The sequence below is a fragment of the Cytobacillus sp. T106 genome, assembly GCF_040492155.1.
GTDB lineage: Bacteria > Bacillota > Bacilli > Bacillales > Cytobacillaceae > Bacillus_AB > Bacillus_AB infantis.
In genome coordinates, this window is the sequence record NZ_JBEUMK010000003.1 from 394,545 (window position 1) to 412,220 (window position 17,676).

At 45.6% G+C, this 17,676-nt stretch carries 17 protein-coding genes; 5 read left to right on the plus strand and 12 right to left on the minus strand.

Going from position 1 to position 17,676, the window contains the following annotated elements:
* Nucleotides 1–2: 2 nt before the first annotated feature.
* Nucleotides 3–1,070 (minus strand): cytochrome c oxidase subunit II, encoded by a 1,068-nt coding sequence (gene coxB / locus ABU165_RS09585; protein WP_009791127.1) that lies wholly within the window; start codon nucleotides 1,068–1,070, stop codon nucleotides 3–5.
* Nucleotides 1,071–1,180: 110 nt separating this feature from the next.
* Nucleotides 1,181–2,119 carry a heme o synthase gene (cyoE, locus tag ABU165_RS09590; protein WP_009791126.1) on the minus strand — a complete coding sequence of 313 codons (939 nt, stop codon included), beginning with the start codon at nucleotides 2,117–2,119 and terminating at the stop codon, nucleotides 1,181–1,183.
* 534 nt (nucleotides 2,120–2,653) lie between these two features.
* On the opposite strand from cyoE, the gene ABU165_RS09595 reads away from it, so the two are divergent.
* Nucleotides 2,654–3,631, plus strand: a complete 978-nt coding sequence (locus ABU165_RS09595; RefSeq protein WP_311224547.1) for a COX15/CtaA family protein — start codon at nucleotides 2,654–2,656, stop codon at nucleotides 3,629–3,631.
* Nucleotides 3,632–3,750: 119 nt separating this feature from the next.
* Here the strand turns inward: ABU165_RS09595 and pyc are convergent, their stop codons facing one another.
* The 3 genes from pyc to ABU165_RS09610 all read right to left on the minus strand — a co-directional run bounded on the left by pyc (nucleotide 3,751) and on the right by ABU165_RS09610 (nucleotide 9,132).
* On the minus strand, nucleotides 3,751–7,209 hold the full coding sequence (gene pyc, locus ABU165_RS09600) for a pyruvate carboxylase (RefSeq protein ID WP_094768884.1): 3,459 nt from the start codon (nucleotides 7,207–7,209) through the stop codon (nucleotides 3,751–3,753).
* A 208-nt stretch (nucleotides 7,210–7,417) separates the two neighbouring features.
* A complete protein-coding gene (locus ABU165_RS09605; protein ID WP_009791122.1) occupies nucleotides 7,418–8,626 on the minus strand; it encodes an FtsW/RodA/SpoVE family cell cycle protein in 1,209 nt (402 codons plus the stop codon).
* Nucleotides 8,627–8,850: 224 nt separating this feature from the next.
* Nucleotides 8,851–9,132 carry an Fpa/YlaN family protein gene (locus tag ABU165_RS09610; protein WP_094768883.1) on the minus strand — a complete coding sequence of 94 codons (282 nt, stop codon included), beginning with the start codon at nucleotides 9,130–9,132 and terminating at the stop codon, nucleotides 8,851–8,853.
* Between the two features lie 210 nt (nucleotides 9,133–9,342).
* Between ABU165_RS09610 and ABU165_RS09615 the strand changes: the two genes are divergently transcribed.
* Nucleotides 9,343–9,840 (plus strand): molybdopterin-binding protein, encoded by a 498-nt coding sequence (locus tag ABU165_RS09615; protein WP_009791120.1) that lies wholly within the window; start codon nucleotides 9,343–9,345, stop codon nucleotides 9,838–9,840.
* A gap of 231 nt (nucleotides 9,841–10,071) precedes the next feature.
* Here ABU165_RS09615 and ABU165_RS09620 read toward each other — a convergent pair whose 3' ends face one another.
* Nucleotides 10,072–11,400: a PhoH family protein gene (locus tag ABU165_RS09620; protein ID WP_009791119.1), complete on the minus strand. Its 1,329-nt coding sequence runs from the start codon at nucleotides 11,398–11,400 to the stop codon at nucleotides 10,072–10,074.
* Nucleotides 11,401–11,657: 257 nt separating this feature from the next.
* Between ABU165_RS09620 and ABU165_RS09625 the strand changes: the two genes are divergently transcribed.
* Nucleotides 11,658–12,245: a YhcN/YlaJ family sporulation lipoprotein gene (locus tag ABU165_RS09625; protein WP_022543679.1), complete on the plus strand. Its 588-nt coding sequence runs from the start codon at nucleotides 11,658–11,660 to the stop codon at nucleotides 12,243–12,245.
* Between the two features lie 71 nt (nucleotides 12,246–12,316).
* Here ABU165_RS09625 and ABU165_RS09630 read toward each other — a convergent pair whose 3' ends face one another.
* The 3 genes from ABU165_RS09630 to ABU165_RS09635 form a co-directional block, all read right to left on the minus strand.
* The gene (locus ABU165_RS09630; RefSeq protein WP_396349975.1) at nucleotides 12,317–13,180 is read right to left on the minus strand and encodes an IS3 family transposase; all 864 of its coding nucleotides are present in this window, start codon (nucleotides 13,178–13,180) and stop codon (nucleotides 12,317–12,319) included.
* Nucleotides 13,165–13,497, minus strand: a complete 333-nt coding sequence (locus ABU165_RS25195) for a transposase (RefSeq protein WP_165352585.1) — start codon at nucleotides 13,495–13,497, stop codon at nucleotides 13,165–13,167. Before ABU165_RS25195 ends, ABU165_RS09630 begins: the two co-directional genes overlap by 16 nt.
* 91 nt (nucleotides 13,498–13,588) lie before the next feature.
* Complete coding sequence (locus tag ABU165_RS09635; RefSeq protein WP_009791117.1) at nucleotides 13,589–14,044, minus strand: pyridoxamine 5'-phosphate oxidase family protein; 456 nt, start codon at nucleotides 14,042–14,044, stop codon at nucleotides 13,589–13,591.
* Between the two features lie 257 nt (nucleotides 14,045–14,301).
* On the opposite strand from ABU165_RS09635, the gene ABU165_RS09640 reads away from it, so the two are divergent.
* Together ABU165_RS09640 and ABU165_RS09645 are read left to right on the plus strand one after the other, a co-directional pair.
* Nucleotides 14,302–14,502 carry a YlaI family protein gene (locus ABU165_RS09640; RefSeq protein ID WP_009791115.1) on the plus strand — a complete coding sequence of 67 codons (201 nt, stop codon included), beginning with the start codon at nucleotides 14,302–14,304 and terminating at the stop codon, nucleotides 14,500–14,502.
* Nucleotides 14,496–14,939, plus strand: coding sequence for a hypothetical protein (locus tag ABU165_RS09645; RefSeq protein ID WP_009791114.1), 444 nt, complete (start codon nucleotides 14,496–14,498; stop codon nucleotides 14,937–14,939). The genes ABU165_RS09640 and ABU165_RS09645 overlap by 7 nt, the downstream gene beginning before the upstream one ends.
* Nucleotides 14,940–14,958: 19 nt before the next feature.
* Here the strand turns inward: ABU165_RS09645 and ABU165_RS09650 are convergent, their stop codons facing one another.
* Genes ABU165_RS09650 through typA form a run of 3 tightly spaced genes read right to left on the minus strand, consistent with a single transcriptional unit; the run spans nucleotide 14,959 to nucleotide 17,442 of the window.
* Nucleotides 14,959–15,246, minus strand: a complete 288-nt coding sequence (locus tag ABU165_RS09650; RefSeq protein WP_318060178.1) for a hypothetical protein — start codon at nucleotides 15,244–15,246, stop codon at nucleotides 14,959–14,961.
* A gap of 24 nt (nucleotides 15,247–15,270) precedes the next feature.
* A complete protein-coding gene (locus tag ABU165_RS09655; protein WP_009791112.1) occupies nucleotides 15,271–15,579 on the minus strand; it encodes a YlaH-like family protein in 309 nt (102 codons plus the stop codon).
* 24 nt (nucleotides 15,580–15,603) lie between these two features.
* Nucleotides 15,604–17,442, minus strand: coding sequence for a translational GTPase TypA (gene typA / locus ABU165_RS09660; protein ID WP_009791111.1), 1,839 nt, complete (start codon nucleotides 17,440–17,442; stop codon nucleotides 15,604–15,606).
* Nucleotides 17,443–17,676: the final 234 nt, after the last annotated feature.

Sequence of the window (17,676 nt, forward strand, 5' to 3'; positions counted from 1 at the left end):
CGTTACTCCTGAACTTTAAGGCCCATCAGATATTCTGTCAGAGCGTCAAGCTCCTCATCTGAAAGCTGGCCATATGTACCAGTCATTTTATTCCCCGGCTTATAAGCTTCAGGATCCTTCAGCCAGTTCTTCAATTCTTTTTCATTGTGATCCAGGATACCGGCAACACGGTCGCGCTCGCCAAAGTTTGCAAGGTTTGGAGCCTGCCTTGCCTGCTCCGGCCTACCATCCACAGGAGTCACAGCGTGACAGCCGATACAGCTGTTGTTAAAGATCTCCTGACCCTGCTGTGCAACTTCTGACTGAGGCTGAGGCTCTTCTGCATTCTGCATATCCGCAACCCACTGATCAAACTCTTCGCCAGAGATTGCTTTCACCTTGAAGTCCATCAGAGCATGTGAAGGTCCGCAAAGCTCCGCACATTTTCCGTAAAAAAGATCGCCTGCAACATCAGAGCTCTCTTTATCGAACTTCAGATAGAACTTATTGACATTATCAGTGTTCGTATCCATCTTGCCCCCGACTGCAGGGACCCAGAATGAATGCTTAACATCAGATGCCTTCAGATTAAAGTAAACCTTTTCACCAGTTGGAACGACAAGTTCCTGCCCAGTGATGATCTCCTGGTTTGGATACTCAAATTCCCACCAGTAAAGATTTGCACGGACATTGACAACCAATGCATCCGTTTTCCCTTCTTCGTTCTTTTTCTCCATTGGAGAAACATCCGCAAGCTTGAAAGTCTGTGCTACTGTAGGAACGGTCAGAACAAGAAGCAGAAGAATAGGAATAACTGTCCAGATGATTTCTAATTTGTGACTTCCTTCAACCTGTTTTGGAATTCTTTCGTCTTTGCGGCGAAACTTAAAAATAACAACCAGGAAAAGCACCGTGACAACGACAATTACTCCCACCATAATCGCCGTGCTCAGCAGCATTAAGTCATATTGCGTTTTCGCAACTTCCCCGGAAGGCTGAAGCGTGGACAAAAACGGTTCGCCGCACCCGGAAAGAATGAGCGTCAAAATTGCAAACAGTGATGCAAGACGCCATTTTGCAAGCCTTTTCATGCTTAATCAAACCCCTCTTTCGTAAAAAATTTCTTTTGTTGTTTGATCAAAAAAAATATGGATAAATTCCCTCCCCCGCGCATGCGCGGAAGGGAATCTCCTAACGTAGGTTAAATAAGTGTAACGATCACCATTGCCACAAACATAATCGTCAGATATTGAAGCGAGTAAATGAACATTGCCTTTGCCCACTTAATATCATCCTTGAATTTGTTGGCATAGATCCCAAGGACTATCCAGCCGACATTCAATGCCGAAGCAAGGATCAGGAATGGAAGACCGAGAGATGTAAGCATCAGCGGCAGGGGCAGAAGCACAGCCAGCCATGCAAAAATATGTTTTTTCGTAGTGCGGAACCCTTTTACAACCGGAAGCATCGGTATGCCTGCTGCCCTGTATTCCTCTGCACGCCTCATGGCAAGTGCGTAGAAATGAGGAGGCTGCCAGGCAAACATAACAAGGAACAGCGCCCAAGCTATCATGTCCAGGTTTCCGTCAACTGCAGCCCAGCCGATCAGCGGCGGCACTGCTCCGGAAATGCTTCCTACGATTGTATTGGAAACATACTTGCGCTTAGTCCACATTGTATAGAGGACTACATAACTAAAGACGCCTATCAATCCAATTACAGCAGCTGCGGGTGATGCAAGGAGCAGCAGCAAGGTTCCCAATGCGATGGTGGATATGCTCAGCAGTGCCACCCTGCCCGGGCTGACCTTTCCTGTAACTGTAGGCCTGTCTTTTGTCCTTTCCATCAAATGGTCGATATCGCGGTCATAGTAATTGTTGTATGCACAGGAACCCGCAATGATCAGTGAAGATCCGACCAGTGTATAAAAAACAATATCAAGATTGTTGAAAAAATGCTGATCTGTAAAATGAAGGGCCAGCCACAAACCAGTGAAGGTAGTGATCATGTTTGAATTGATTATACCTACCTTGATGAGCGCCAGGAAATCCTTCCATGCAGTTGTCTCCGGTATATTGGCTTGAAGGCTTCGTTCACTGTTTTCTAAAGCAGCTTCACTGAAAGCCCTTGTGTTTGACATAACTTCTCCTCCTTTAACCCTTATCACAAATAAAGCTTTTCTACACTACAACTACTATAAGTAATACGATGCTATATTTGCAACAGAAAACGAGGGAATGCTAATCGAAATAGCAGTTATTACTATTCAAATGTCATAAAAATTGTCAAAAGTTTGTGTAGAAAAATAACTATGCCTCTGTATATTAAATCATACTTTGGCGTTTTTTTGTGAATTTTTTTCGAATTAATTATGACTAATTTGTGTCGAGGAGATGACAAACATTGTAACTGGTTACTTTTTTAGCATAATATATAATTGAAGCATTACGGAGATCTTACCTATTAGTACAACTGACTTGAATGAATAATAGATTATAGCCGGAATATGCTGCCGGGGAGTTGTAAAATCCTCCATAATTGTGTAGTATCGAACAGTCAGCGTTTTCGTGATACGATGCGCCGGCTGCCTCACCTGAACTATTATACCCTATTATTATACAGATTAAGTCTATTATGGCAATTTATGAAATTAATTTAAAAGAAGGTGACATGATTGCAGCGTTTGCTTAAATGGTTTGCAGTGCTGACAACGATCGGAATGCTGATGGTGCTCCTTGGAGGGGCTCTTGTGACAAAAACTGAATCCGGGATGGGATGCGGAAGATCCTGGCCGCTCTGCCACGGAGAGCTCATCCCGAGCAATATAACGCCGGAGCTGATCATTGAACTGGCCCACCGGGTTGTATCCGGCGGGGTCGGCATACTGGTCCTGGTGCTCTCGGTCTGGTCCTGGAAAGCGCTGGGCCATGTAAGAGAAACAAAATTCCTTGCTCTTGTCTCTTTCTTCTTTCTCGTCCTGCAGGGTCTGATCGGAGCAGCTGCGGTTAAATGGGGGCAGTCAGATTTTGTACTGGCCCTTCATTTCGGGATTTCCCTGATATCTTTTGCTTCAGTCCTGCTCCTCACACTTTTGATTTTTGAGGTGGATAAAAAGTTCCAGGCGGAAAAGCTTGTTCTGGATAAACGGATGCAAAAGCATATCATCGGCATTACGATTTATTCTTATGCGGTCGTGTACAGCGGTGCCCTCGTCAGGCATACCAATGCCAGCCTTGTTTGCCGCGATTGGCCATTCTGCCTGAATGACAGCATTATGCTGCCGGGCAATATGTATGAATGGATACAGATGGGCCACAGGGCTGCTGCCGGAATTATTTTTCTTTGGGTAGGTTATATCACCATATTGGCCGTCAGGCATTACCGCCACCAGAAGGTCGTGTTCTGGGGATGGATTATATCCTTTATCCTTGTGTCCCTTCAGGTTGCTTTTGGAGCGATGGTTGTTATATCCCGCCTCAACTTGTTCATTGCACTTGGACATGCCTTCTTCATCTCATGCCTGTTCGGTGTTTTCAGCTATTTTATCCTCCTTACTGCAAGGAGCAGGAAAAACGCCGCAGCACTTGCAAGCGTGCCGCCTGCAGCTGAAAAAGAAAACAATGCGGCACACCGGTCTGTTCCTGTTCAATAAGGACCGAGGAAACAGCTTTAAAAAAATGCTTCATTGCTGTATTCATAAAAAAGAGGATGGGCAGCTCACCGGCTGCCCATCCTCTTTTGCTATATTTTTTCTTTCGGCCCTGATTTCCTCTATTTCGAAAGTTCGATCAAAAGGTCTCCAGTCTGGATGGCTTCCCCATTTGCAACATGGATTTCACCGACCGTACCGGAATAAGGGGCCTGGACGGTCGTTTCCATCTTCATCGCTTCCGTGATCATCAGATGATCGCCCTTTTCGACCTTTTCCCCTTTTTCAACAATAACCTTAATAACTGTACCTGGCATGGATGCTGCTATATGCTTCTCATTTTTAGGATCAGCCTTCATCTTTGCAGATGCAGCAATTTTAATGCTTTCATCCTTGATGGAAACCTCGCGGGGCTGCCCGTTCAATTCAAAGTAAACGATCCTGGTGCCGTCCGCTTGCGGCTGTCCGATGGAAACAAGCTTTACAATCAGCGTTTTTCCAGTTTCAATTTCCACTTCTATTTCTTCTCCCAGCCTCAGGCCGTACAGGTAGGTCGGCGTATCCAGAACGGAAACATCGCCAAACTGCTCGACAGTGCTGCAGTATTCCATGAATACTTTCGGATAGAGTGCATAGGCAATCGCTTCAAAGCTTGTCACCGGCCTTCCGAGCTCGTGGAAAAGCTTCTCCTTAAGCTTATCGAAATCCACGTCCTCCAGAAGCTCTCCCGGCCTTACAGTGATTGGTTCTTTACCCTTTAATATAACTTCCTGAAGCTCTTTCGGGAAGCCGCCATAAGGCTGGCCGAGAGACCCTTCAAACAGTTCAACTACAGAATCAGGGAAGTCGAGCGAGTGTCCGCGTGTGATGACATCTTCTTCTGTCAATTCATTTTGGACCATATACAGGGCCATATCGCCGACAACCTTTGATGAAGGAGTGACTTTTATGATATCGCCGAACATGTGGTTGACCCGGGAATACATTTCCTTGACCAGGTCCCATTTTTCCCCAAGGCCTACCGCTTTTGCCTGCTGCTGCAGGTTGCTGTACTGCCCTCCAGGCATCTCATGCTTATAGATCTCCGTATGTGGAGACTTCATTCCGGACTCAAAATCCTGGTAGTATTTTCGGACATCTTCCCAATAGTGGGACAGCTGCTCCAGTGCTTCAACATTCACTTCAGGCTGGCGTTCCTCTCCTGAAAGGGCATAATACAGGGAGCTTGCGCTTGGCTGTGAAGTCAGGCCGGCCATCGTGCTTAGTGCAACATCCACAATGTCCACACCGGCCTCGATAGCCTTGCTGTAGGTCATGACGCCGTTCCCGCTCGTATCATGCATGTGAAGATGGATTGGAATATCAACTGTTTCTTTCAGCTCTGAAATCAGTTCATACGCTGATTTCGGCTTGAGCAGCCCCGCCATATCTTTAATTGCCAGAATATGCGCTCCCTGGTTTTCAAGCTCCTTTGCCATTGATTTGTAATATTCCAGATTATACTTGGTCCTCGCGCTGTCCGAAATGTCGCCGGTGTAGCAGATGGCTGCTTCTGCTATTTTGCCGGTATCACGCACAGCCTCTATCGCCACTTCCATCCCTTTGACCCAGTTCAGGCTGTCAAATATACGGAAAACATCGATGCCTGCATAAGCAGACTTTTGAACAAACTCCCTGATCACATTATCAGGATAGTTTTTATAGCCTACAGCATTGGATGCCCTCAAAAGCATCTGGAAAAGGACATTCGGCATTTTTTCCCTTAGCTTGAGAAGCCTTTCCCAAGGATCCTCTTTTAAGAAACGGTATGCAACATCAAAGGTTGCCCCTCCCCACATTTCATAAGAGAACATTTCCGGCAGAAGCTTTGCTGTCGGTTCTGCAATATGCGCGATGTCAGTCGTACGTACGCGCGTGGCCAGCAGGGACTGATGGGCATCACGGAAGGTGGTGTCAGTCAATAGGACCTTATCCTGCTCCTTGATCCATTTCACCAGACCTTCCGGACCCTGGCTGTCCAGGATCTGCTTTGTCCCGTCCTGGTATTCCTGGTTATAGCGGAGCTTCGGAATCCTCGGCTTCTCGAAAACCGGCCGCTTCTTTTTCTCTACCCCCGGGAAGCCGTTGACTGTTACATTGCCGATATAGGCAAGCATCTTTGTGCCGCGGTCTTTTCGTTTAGGGAATAAAAACAGCTCAGGCGATTTGTCGATGAAAGATGTATCATATTCCCCTGTAATGAACTTCTCGTGCTTGACGACATTTTCAAGGAAAGGAATATTTGTCTTGATTCCGCGGATCCTGAATTCCTGCAGGTTCCTCACCATTTTTGAAGCAGCCTGCTCAAAGGTTAGTGCCCATGTGGACAGTTTGACGAGCAGCGAATCATAATATGGGGTTATAACAGCCCCCTGGAAGCCATTGCCTGCATCGAGCCTCACCCCGAAACCGCCACCGGATCGGTAGGTCATGAGCTTCCCCGTATCAGGCATAAAATTGTTCAGAGGATCCTCAGTGGTAACCCGGGACTGGATCGCATAGCCATTGATCTTTATATCCTCCTGTGCAGGGATCCCCACTTCCCGGCTATGGAGATCAAATCCTTCTGCGACAAGGATCTGCGTCTGGACAATATCCACCCCTGTCACCATTTCAGTGATCGTATGCTCAACCTGTACGCGGGGATTTACCTCAATGAAGAAAAACTCATCCCCGGAGGTAAGGAATTCCACTGTTCCGGCATTCACATAGTCGACATTTTTCATCAGCCTTACAGCCGCATCACAGATTCTCCCGCGGAATTCTTCAGAGAGAGAGACGCACGGTGCAACCTCGACCACTTTTTGATGGCGCCGCTGCACTGAGCAGTCCCTTTCAAACAGGTGGACGATGTTCCCGCTTTTGTCACCGATGATCTGAACTTCGATATGCTTAGGGTTTTCGATGAATTTTTCAACATAAACCTCATCATTCCCGAAAGCAGCCTTCGCTTCTGATTTCGCCCTTTCGTATGCCTCTTTCACATCATCAAGGCTTCTGACAATCCTCATCCCTCTGCCTCCGCCGCCAAGGGAGGCTTTGATGATGATCGGGAAACCATGGTCCTTCCCGAATAAAATCACTTCTTCCAGGCTTTTAACGGGCCCGTCGCTCCCCGGAATGACAGGGATTTCCGCACGCATCGCCTGATCTTTTGCCTTTACTTTGTCCCCGAACATATCCAGGTGCCGGGAAGTTGGTCCAATAAAAATGATGCCTTCCTCTTCACATCTTTTAGCGAATTCAATATTTTCTGACAAAAAACCATAGCCGGGATGAATGGCGTCAACATTTCTTGCCTTCGCAATCCCGATGATCCCCTCTATATCCAGATAGGCATCAATCGGCTTTTTGCCTTCTCCGACGAGGTAAGCCTCATCTGCTTTATACCGGTGGTAGGAGCCTGAATCTTCCTTAGAATAAACAGCCACGGTCCGGATATTCAGCTCAGTGCATGCCCGAAAAACCCGGATTGCGATTTCTCCTCTATTGGCAACCAGTACCTTATTAATTTGTCTGCTCACAAATTCCACCCCATCCATAGTCTTTTAGATGCCTTTCCGGAACTTGCAGAAAGGCTTGGCTAATTTGTATTGCTATATGTAAAGACTTCGGCCGCTTTGCAGCAGAGATTCTGCAGCAAAGCGGCCAAAGCCTGCAGCCCTGATTTAAATGCCTGCAGCTTTAAAGCGTTCCTGTATTAAGAGTGAATGTGTAAAAAAACGCAAGGAAAAAACACGTCCCCTGCGCTTATTTTTTATAAAAATAGGCTCCCCCGGAAACTTTCTGGTTTTGTTCTGCCTGTTTTTCGCTGGCTCTATTTTTATATTTAGATTCATAGTTTACAAACATTGATACGTTTACAAGAATCCCCATCGCAATTGAAAGCTGCAGAAGTGAAGATCCGCCGTAGCTCACAAATGGAAGCGGGACCCCTGTCAGAGGTATCACGCCTGAAATCCCTCCGAGGTTGATGAATGACTGGATGCCGATCATCCCAGCAATGCCGATGGCAAGCAGGCTTCCAAAAGGATCCTTGCATTTCATCCCTATGTACAGGCCCCTCAGAACGATATACCCAAGTGAGAGCAGAACGAAACAAACACCGAATGCCCCCAGCTCCTCTGCTATGACAGCCATGATGAAATCTGTGTGCGGTTCTGGCAGATAGCCAAGCTTCTGCACGCTCTGCCCGAGGCCGAGCCCTTTTACACCGCCTGCTCCGAGAGCCAGGAAAGAGTTGACAAGATGATACCCGTCATTCTGGGCATCTGCAAAGGGATCCTGAAGAACCTGGATCCTGGCCATTTGCACATCGGAGAAGAGCTTGTCATTCATAATCAGGATAAACGGGAGGGCAATGATAAAGGCAATCAGACACAGCTTTAAGATGTTTTTATAGCTCATGCCGGAACTCAGGATGATTGTGGCCGATATCAGGAAAATGATTGCCGCTGTCCCGAAATCCGGCTGTACAGCCACAAGCATGCAGACAAGGATCAAGTATACCAGGGGTGGGACAACCCCTTTATTAAACTGGTCGATATAGCTCTGTTTCTTTGCATAAACGGCTGATAGATAAATAATAACAAAAATCTTTACAAATTCTGAAGGCTGGAGGCTCAATGGCCCGAGTTTAAACCAGCTTTGCGCATTCCCTGCCACATGGCCGAATATAAACAAAGCGCCAAGGCCGATCAGTGAACCGAAAACCATCGGAACAAGGATCTTATTGCTGATCAGCGCCTTATAGGGAAAGAGTGCTGTGAAAATAAATACTAAGGCGGCCCCGAGCAGATAGATCTTCTGTCTTTGATAGAAATGGTCGCTTTCGAAGCCATACCTTTGCACGGCTGTTACCATACTTGCACTGTAAATCATAATGAGACCGAATAATGCCAGCATAACGACGACAGCAATCAATGTGTAATCGTATGATTTTAATATTTTTTTGAACATCCAACCTCTTCCTCATCTTCTGCGTTGTATTACCTATTCTACTATAGAAAGGAGATTCCTGCATTGAAGTAAAGAAATGTTAATTTTAATGTAACATATTAATTCATCAAACATCAGAATTATGTCATACTATTTAAAATTATGCTGCACTTCTTTTTCTTTACCATAGCATGTACAAAAAAACTCAAACCCTTGTGTTAAAAGAAAGTTTGAGTTTTTTACATTTATTTTCTTAATGAAGCTTCATGCAGGATGGAGAGTTCTTTTTCAAGCTCTCCCAGGATGGCTTTGCCTGTCTTTTCCTCGATGAGCCCGAGCCGGACGGCAAAATCTATTTCACGGGATAAACCGAACATCTGCGTATCAAGCACTTCCTCATACAAAGGGCACTGGGGCATTGTCAGATTATCCATCTGCACTTTAATAAGCTTTAATATTTTATCAGCGTCCGCCTTAAGCAAGGCATTGGCTTTTTCTTGATGATCGACTATCAGTTCTGACGCCAACATGGATCCCCCCGTTTCCGAGCGATTATCTATCTATAAATTTTATACTTAAGAAGGCAAAAATGCAAGACATATAAGGGGAAAGCTGCACATGCGGGGAGAAATACCAGCACCCCGCCAGGAGGGGCTTCCAGTGTGAGGGTCCCATAGTATCTTTCACAGACAAAAATAGGTATAATTTAAGAAGGTACATACAGGAGGTAGCTAGTTATGGACAATATCATAATGATAAAAGGGAAAGTGAAATTTGAGATCACACTTGATCCCGGTGTATGGATTTTTGATGACCGAAGGGTAGACCTGAACGAATTCTTTCACGCTGATATCATCAAAAAGGATGAGCTCGAAGAGTATACCAAATCAGTTTCAAAGCACTGGGACAGAGAAATCATGGAGGGTGCTGTCCATCCTCCGACATTAAAGACCGAAAAAAAATTCGAGAAAGAAAAAGTGCTTAACGGGACTTTTGGCATTCCCTTAAAGCCTTTCCTTAAAAATGCCGAACCTGCTGAAGATGCCTCTTCCTTTGTCATCTCTGCCGGTGACGGCGAGGTGGAAATGCCGCTGGAAACCGCTGAAGATCTGATCCTCGGCTACTCTCTGAACGGCAAGCCGCTGAAAGAGGACGGCCCTGTGCACGTCTATTACGGAGACGGAAGCAATAAGGATAATCCGATCAAGCATATAAAGCAGTTCATCGTTCGCTGATTATCATGCAGGAGGGGGGAGCCGGGATGCTCCGCCCTCTTTAATTATGGGCATAAGATTAATATTCTACAGGGCGTAATCAGCTTTTGTATTACAGGAGTAAGTTCCATAAAGGCCGCTGTTCCCTCTCTTACTGATACAGCGGCTCAAGTTCCCCTTTTTCGTGCGCCATACGGATGACATGAAATTGAAACTGCTATATCCCGCTCCAGCCCGCCATATATATACCTCTTATAAAAGATCAGCTGCCAGCTGTGCCAGACCTGACCTTTCCCCTTTAATAAGCTTAGTATGGCCTGAAATCTTTTGGTCCTTAAATCTTTCCACTACATAGGTAAGTCCATTATTGAAGGCATCAAGATACGGATGGTCGATCTGTTCCGGATCTCCCATCAGGACAATCTTGCTTCCTTCTCCCACCCGGGTAAGGATGGTCTTTACTTCGTGCTTGGTAAGGTTTTGGGCTTCATCAATGATGATATACTGATCCGGCACGCTTCTTCCCCTTATATATGTGAGCGCCTCGACCTCGATCGACCCCATCCCTGCAAGGATGGCATCAAGCTCGCCCGGTTTCTTGGCATTAAAAAGATATTCCAGATTATCGTAAATCGGCTGCATCCATGGCCTTAATTTTTCTTCTTTCTCCCCCGGGAGATAGCCGATATCCTTGCCTACAGGAACGATCGGCCTGGCCACCAGCAGCTTTTTGTATTCTCCGAAATCCTCAGTCTGCATCAGGCCGGCTGCCAGTGCGAGCAGTGTCTTCCCTGTCCCCGCTTTCCCAACCAGCGTCACAAGCGGCACATCTTTACGGAGAAGGAGCTCTGCGGCCATTGTCTGCTGTACATTGCGAGGGCGGATCCCCCAGATATGGTCCCCGTCAAACACAAGCTTTCTGGCTTTCTTTCCCGCCTGGTCTACTATGCCTATCGCAGAAGAAGAAGAGCCCAGTGCATCTTTCATAATGATGAATTGGTTGGGATAAAAAGGGTGATTGGCTATATCAGCAAGCGGCACCTCCCCTTTTTCATAAAATCTCCCCAAAAGATCGACGCTTACATACACCTCAAGAAATCCCGTATAAATATGGTCATTTTCAACCACCCTGTCACTCAGAAAATCTTCTGTCTGAAGCCCGATTGCATCCGCCTTCACCCTCACTAATGCATCTTTGCTGACAAGTATGACCGGGCGGCCGTTTTCCTTAGTCTCTTCTTCCAGTGAAAGATTCTTTGCGACTGCAAGGATCCGGTTGTCATTTGTTTTTTCAATGAATATCTCCTGCAATTCATGAAAAGACCGGTGATTCAGCTCAATTCTGAGTCCCCCGCCATTTTCAAGCTGAATCCTTTCATGCAGCTTGCCGGTTTCCCTCAGATTATCAATCAGCCTCGAAACCTGCCTTGCATTTCTCCCAACCTCGTCCATATATCGTTTCTTAGAGTCAACCTCTTCCAGGACAACTGCCGGAATGACTACTTCATTGTCTTCAAAAGAAAAGATAGAATGCGGGTCCTGCAGCAGGACATTGGTATCCAATACATATATTTTCGTCAATATGATGCCTCCTGCTCCTTGTAGGTCAAAATGAATGTTTCTTCTAAGGCTTATATTTCGCTGTCCGGAGCCTGCATTTTGCCTGGCTTGAAGAAGCAATCATAAGCTTTAAGAAACAAGCCTTGGTAAACTATATGTTTTCCTGCATAAAGATAGACGAATTTTTGCAGAATAATCCTTACGAAGAACTTTCCCGGGCATGTAGCTTTTCAGCATCTGGAAAACATCTGGAATAAGAATAATTGGAGGTGCTTAAATTGAAGAGATGGCTTGGTTATATAGCCGCTGTTTCAATGCTGGCAGGCTGTGCTGCGAACAGCCAATCAGCAGATGACGGCAGCCGGAATCTGGTGAATGTTAAGAACAGCACCATTACGAATAACAGCAGGGAATCAGAACAGGAGATCTCAAGGCATCTTGTAGATCTGGCAGAAAGGGTGCCAAATGTCAAAGATGCGGCGGCTGTGGTTTTCGCAGGATATGCCATTGTAGGGATTGATGTGGATAAAGATATAGACAGATCTGAAGTGGGCTCCATTAAATATTCTGTTACAGAAAGCCTGCGCAACGACCCTCATGGGGCAAGGGCGCTTGTAGTAGCAGACCCGGACTTGAATGCGAGGATCCGGGAAGTCGGCCAGGATATACAAAACGGGCGTCCCATCCAGGGCATACTGAATGAACTCGCAGATATCACGGGAAGGATTATGCCTGAAGTTCCCGGGGACATCACTGAGCCCCAGCCGAAGGATGCGACCGAGGAGCCAAAAAACAAGCTCAATTCATCAGAACGTTCTGAGCTGGAGGATAAGCAGCAAAAGCAATCGAATTACCATAAAGATTAAAGTTATATGAATCAGCACAAAAAAAGCTTAGTCCCGTGGTCTTGTCCCTGTCAAGTAGACAAAATAAAAAGCTATGCAGTGAGCGCGTGTCGATATTCAATCGGTGCGCGTTTCTTTAGTTTCTTTTGTCTTCTTTTGTAGTTGTAATGGTAGATGTAATCCTCAAGAGCTTGCTCTAGTTCTTTTTCTGACTTACATTTATTCATATACAGCTTCTCGGTTTTGAGGTGTGAGAAGAATGATTCTACACACGCGTTGTCCAGGCAGTTTCCTTTTCGAGAGTGGCTGCCCTTGATGCCATTCTTCTCTAATCGGCTGCTGTATAACTTTGACGTGTACTGAAAGCCTTGATCTGAATGGAGAACGGCTTTAGCTACGTCTTTTTTCTTTGTCCATTTTTCTACCGTATCTAACACAAGTTCCAGGTCATTTCTCTTAGATAGTTCCCAACTGACTATTTCGTTATTAAAGAGATCCTGTATGACCGATAAATAATAAAATTCTTCTCCAACAGACATATATGTGATATCCGTTACCATTTTTTGATTAGGTCCTGCAGCCTTAAAATTCCTTTTAAGGCGATTAGGGAAGATGATAGAAGGACTATGGCCGTGCCGTTTTCTTTTCTTCCGGATGACTGATTGTATATCCATTTCCTTCATCAGCCTGTTAATCTTCTTGTGGTTAACTACATACCCGTTTTCATGTAATTCGTCTGTAATACGTGGCCGACCATATTCAGGATGTATGAAATGAATCCCTAATATGTGTTCTCGAATGTCATGGTCATCCCTAGCCTTTTCTTCCCGTATAGCTTTCGTTTTTCTCCATTTGTAATAACTAGCCGGTTTGATATAGGCTATTTCCAGCAGCCAGGATACCGGATAGGTATCCCTTAGCTCATCGATCAGCTCATACTTTATTCCTCTGGGTATGTTTCCTCCTCCTTTACCAGATTTGGATACTGCTTTTTTAGAAAGTCAACCTGTGCTTTTAGATAATCCCTTTCCTCTTCAACCGATTTGAATTTAGTCCTAGGCCTGCCTTTTAAAGGGTTAGAGACTCCATTACGCTCATCAAACGGGACTCCTTCTTTCCATTTCTTAACCCACACTTTTAGCTGGCTACAGTGACGGATTCCCAATTCTTCTGCCAACACTTTATAACTTTTAGACCCATTCACGTATCTCATGACGGCATTATGTTTAAACTCCTCCGAATAGCTATTAAAAGTTTGTCCTTTCTTTGCCATGAAAAAATCCCCTCCAAGTAGCATTCTTTCCTCCATGGTAACATGAAGGTTTTTTTGAATGTCTACTTAAAGGGGACAATATCACCCGCGACTAAGCTTTTTTCATGGCCTCCATCACCTGCTGATCGAGCCTTTCTGCTGCTTTTTTATCATATGTTTTGTCATATTGGGGATCAGCTGTCATTTTAGATCCATAAAACATAACATCCCTTACCTCACTGATCTTCAGTTCTGCAAGTGCCAGCTTGAGGGGGACAGATTCCATTTTTTCCAGCTTCACTGCCGCTTCTCCCTGGATGGAGTATGTAGATTCGTTGGCAATGATATTGATGACTACATGCCTGTTATGTTTAATATTTTCAATAATCCTCGATCTGCTGTCAATAGCAAAGCAGATTGTTTCTTCATCCTTTGCCAGGACCCATGATATAGCATTCACGTTCGGCCCGCCTGTTTCATGGTCCACTGTTGCGAGAGTAACAAACCGCTCCTGCTGAAGCTCATCGAATAAGGGCTTGATCAGCCTCGGCTCAACTTGATTTGCCATTACTTTCCCCTCCTCTTAGTCCTATAATAGTATGACTTTCCCCAACTTTCAAGAACCCGTTCCCAGATGCTCTGCCCCCGGTGCAATCTAATTCGAAACTCTTGCCAAACTGTACTATAATATAAATAAGCAATATAGATAAGCAGCTTTTCTGACGGGCTGTCCCTCCGGCTGAAAAATAGGCAGAGGGCCGGCCGCGAGGACCAGTGCTTCAGACTTCTGATCATTCAACTACATTAATAAATCGGGGTGTCATTATGAGAGTAAAATGTGTGCTTTGCGATAAGATAGAATCGATTGAAAATGAATCATTTCAGGCAAAACGCCTGCGTAACCGGCCGATCCATACGTATATGTGCAAGCCGTGCGAAGAAAGAATAACGGAAAAAACCAACCAAAGGGCCGCCACAGGCAACTTTAAGCTTTACCGGAGCCGCACGGAAGAAGAGGAATGGTAAAAACCGCCCTTGCCTCCGGGGCTGGAGCAGGCTTTTTTTTGGGATTATTCCTGAAGGCCGCTGAAACATTGACCGGCAAGAAAGTGTATGTGCTGCTTCTGAATATCGATTTTATTCCCGTGCTGGGGGATATTCGCTGGAGCGAGGCATCTGAATTCTTTTTCCATCTCCTATTTTCGCTGCTGTTAAGCTTTTGCCTGCTGCTTATTCTGCAGGCCGGAAAATGGCCGACACTGCGGGGATGCTTTTTATGGTCGTTTGCCATCACTTTTCCTGCCCTCCTGCTCTATTTTCCACTCTCCCTTCTGGCAGAGCGGCAGGTACCGCTCCCGGGTGATATGATGGCATTCGGTTTGTGGACAGCAGGCCATATTCTCTACAGCATAGTCCTCGCCAGCTTCTTTTGGCTGGGAATCAGAAAAACCCGCTTGCCCTGATGGGGGAAGCGGGTTTTTCTTATAATGGGAAGTTCGGATATTTCTCCGGCTCTTCATTGATTTGGTCCAGCATGACATTGATCAGCTCAGCCGGAAAACGGAAGCTTCTTCTTTCATTTTTATCTGTAAAAAAGACAGTGTAAAAATCCGCTTCTTTAACAGCCTCAATCTCTGAAAGCTTTAAGTCCTCAGTCAGAATCGCTTTGAACATTTCTTCCGTTTCTGCAGCTGCAGTATCCTCCGGCCGTGCATCGCAAACAACCTTGATTGTAAGCCAATTATAGATTGAATCCTGCAGAGATTTCATCATAACGACCTGCCTCCCCGGCTGCTACATGCCTGCTTCCTGTTTTTTCTGCTGGTGCAGCCTGATTTTATAGATGATCAGGATAAGGGCGGCAACCACCAGGCCCTCCCCAATTGGGAGAAAGACTCCCAAAAAGGTCAGGACCGTGCAGCCCAGGATTAAAAACAAATAAATGACAGCCGACTTTGCCAGCGGGAGCTTTTTGGCAAATCCGAGCTTGAATACGACTACACATAAAAGAATGATGGTTATATAGAGCATCCACATTCCTAATTCAGGATTCTCGTCCACTTTATATAACGCGGCGAAAAAAGACAGGCGTTCAGCAATCATATTGCTCTCCTCCTTTTTAAGTCTTTAGTTCGTTTCTGCGTATTTCTTCTTTTTAGCGATCCGTTCACGTTCGTTCTTATCCAGGATTTTCTTGCGCAGGCGGATGGATTCCGGAGTCACTTCGCAATACTCATCATCATTCAGGTACTCAAGCGCTTCTTCAAGCGTCATGATGCGCGGCTTTTTCATAGTAGCCGTCTGGTCTTTATTGGCAGAACGGATATTGGTAGCCTGTTTTACTTTTGTGATATTGACGGTGATGTCATTCTCACGAGTATGTTCTCCAACAATCATGCCTTCATAGATTTCTGTTCCGGCTTCAAGGAAGATGATTCCTCTGTCTTCAACCTGCATGATTCCATAAGTAGAAGCTTTTCCGCTTTCCATGGACACAAGAACACCCTGGCGCCTTCCGCCAACCTGGCCCTGTGCCATTGGCTGATAGCTGTCAAAGGAATGGTTGATGATTCCATATCCGCGGGTAAGCGTCAGGAATTCAGTTGTATATCCGATCAGGCCGCGAGCAGGAACGTTAAAGATCAGGCGGACCTGGCCGCTGCCGTTATTAATCATATCAAGCATTTCGCCTTTTCGGGCACCGATTGATTCCATGATTGAACCAGTATGCTCCTCAGGAACATCGATCTGCACGCGCTCAACAGGCTCGCATCTTACACCGTCGATTACTTTTACGATGACCTCCGGCTTTGACACTTGAAGCTCATAGCCTTCACGTCTCATATTTTCAATCAGGATGGAAAGGTGAAGCTCACCGCGTCCTGACACGACCCACGCATCCGGTGACTCAGTGTTCTCTACGCGAAGACTTACATCTGTCTGAAGCTGGGCACGAAGCCTTTCTTCAATTTTACGTGATGTAACAAACTTGCCTTCTCTTCCTGCAAATGGACTGTTATTGACCAGGAATGTCATCTGCAGTGTAGGCTCGTCGATACGGAGGACAGGAAGAGCTTCCTGATGCTCAACAGGTGTAACGGTTTCCCCTACATTGATATCTTCCATTCCGGAAACGGCAATCAGGTCGCCTGCCTTCGCTTCCTGAATTTCCTGGCGCTTCAGCCCGAAGAAGCCAAAAATTTTGCTTACACGGAATTGTTTTACACTTCCGTCAAGCTTCATGAGTGCAACCTGCTGGCCGACCTGCATGGTTCCGCGGAAAACACGGCCAATCCCGATTCTTCCGACATAGTCGTTATAGTCAAGAAGGGCAACCTGGAATTGAAGATGCTCTTCACTATTGTCAACTGGTGCAGGAATATGATCGACAATCGCATCATAAAGGGACTGCATGTTCTCATCCTGCTTTTCAGGATCTGTACTTGCTGTTCCATTGATGGCAGATGCATAAATAACAGGGAACTCAAGCTGTTCTTCATTGGCATCAAGCTCGATGAACAGGTCAAGGACTTCGTCAATGACTTCGGCAGGACGCGCAAAGTCACGGTCAATTTTGTTGACAACAACAATTGGCGTCAGATTCTGTTCAAGCGCTTTTTTCAATACAAAGCGCGTCTGCGGCATACAGCCTTCGTATGCGTCAACAACAAGCAGAACACCATCAACCATTTTCATGATACGCTCAACCTCGCCGCCAAAGTCAGCGTGGCCCGGAGTATCAAGGATATTGATTCTTGTATCTTTGTACTGGATGGCTGTATTTTTAGCCAGGATGGTAATTCCGCGCTCTCTTTCAAGGTCATTGGAATCCATCGCACGTTCTTCCACATGCTCATTAGTCCGGAAAGTTCCTGACTGTTTCAGCAGCTGGTCAACAAGTGTCGTTTTTCCGTGGTCAACGTGGGCAATAATCGCGATATTGCGAAGATCTTCTCTGATTTTCAAAAAATTCACTCCTAGCTATATTCTAAGCTAATTTATTTTAAAGCTTTATAAACAATCACAACCAAAACATTATACCATAATGACAGTGGTAAACTAAAAGTTTTTTGTGTAAAATAAATTTTAAAGAAAAGAACACATATCTACACTATACCTAAAGACTGGGCTTGATATACATTTTCCATGCTTCAATTCTGGACTTGCTTATGATTTTAAGTGAATCTTCAGGTGCCTGGT

Coding starts and splice junctions, on each gene's coding strand:
- coxB (WP_009791127.1), bottom strand. CDS start 1,070: ATGAAAAGGCTTGCAAAATGGCGTCTTGCATCACTGTTTGCAATTTTG.
- cyoE (WP_009791126.1), bottom strand. CDS start 2,119: ATGTCAAACACAAGGGCTTTCAGTGAAGCTGCTTTAGAAAACAGTGAA.
- pyc (WP_094768884.1), bottom strand. CDS start 7,209: ATGGATGGGGTGGAATTTGTGAGCAGACAAATTAATAAGGTACTGGTT.
- ABU165_RS09605 (WP_009791122.1), bottom strand. CDS start 8,626: ATGTTCAAAAAAATATTAAAATCATACGATTACACATTGATTGCTGTC.
- ABU165_RS09615 (WP_009791120.1), top strand. CDS start 9,343: ATGGACAATATCATAATGATAAAAGGGAAAGTGAAATTTGAGATCACA.
- ABU165_RS25195 (WP_165352585.1), bottom strand. CDS start 13,497: ATGGCAAAGAAAGGACAAACTTTTAATAGCTATTCGGAGGAGTTTAAA.
- ABU165_RS09635 (WP_009791117.1), bottom strand. CDS start 14,044: ATGGCAAATCAAGTTGAGCCGAGGCTGATCAAGCCCTTATTCGATGAG.
- ABU165_RS09640 (WP_009791115.1), top strand. CDS start 14,302: ATGAGAGTAAAATGTGTGCTTTGCGATAAGATAGAATCGATTGAAAAT.
- ABU165_RS09645 (WP_009791114.1), top strand. CDS start 14,496: ATGGTAAAAACCGCCCTTGCCTCCGGGGCTGGAGCAGGCTTTTTTTTG.
- ABU165_RS09650 (WP_318060178.1), bottom strand. CDS start 15,246: ATGAAATCTCTGCAGGATTCAATCTATAATTGGCTTACAATCAAGGTT.
- ABU165_RS09655 (WP_009791112.1), bottom strand. CDS start 15,579: ATGATTGCTGAACGCCTGTCTTTTTTCGCCGCGTTATATAAAGTGGAC.